This window comes from Bradyrhizobium sp. NBAIM03 (assembly GCF_020194055.1).
Taxonomy (GTDB): domain Bacteria; phylum Pseudomonadota; class Alphaproteobacteria; order Rhizobiales; family Xanthobacteraceae; genus Bradyrhizobium; species Bradyrhizobium yuanmingense.
Window position 1 is genome coordinate 1 of sequence record NZ_JADYVS010000116.1, and the last position, 481, is coordinate 481.

A 481-nucleotide genomic window follows, 5' to 3' on the forward strand; every position below is an offset into this window, starting at 1 on the left:
GGGCCCGTCCGCTAGAATGAGCCGCCTGCTTATTCACCGCGCCATCCAGGCGCTCAATACGTCACCCGCTGATGCTCGTCGCGCAGCTCAAATCGTTCTTCATGGTCGCCCGCCTGGGCAGCATTACGCTGGCAGCCAAGCAGCTCGGCCTGTCGCAGCCGACCGTGACTTCGCAGATCCGCGCCCTGGAAGAGGCCTATGGCGTGGAGCTGTTCTACCGTGGCGGGCGACGGCTGACCCTGTCGGATGCCGGCGTGCGGCTGATGCCGCTGGTGGACCAGCTTGTGCGCCAGGAAACCGAGATCGATTTCTTCCTGCGCAACTCCGGCGATATGGGCTCGGGGCACCTGCGCATCGGCGCGACGGCGCCGTATTACGTGCTCGACATCGTGGATCGCTTCTGCAAGAGCCATCCCGGCATCGACGTGAGCATCGAAGCCGGCAATTCGGTGCAGATGCTCGAAGCGCTGCAGGAGTACCG

The 481-nt window shown here is 64.4% G+C and carries 1 protein-coding gene; it reads left to right on the top strand.

Features of this window, described 5'->3' with window-relative positions:
* Window positions 1-71: 71 nt before the first annotated feature.
* On the top strand, window positions 72-481 hold a 410-nt coding region (locus I6F21_RS37650; protein WP_225184374.1), incomplete at its 3' end, for a LysR family transcriptional regulator.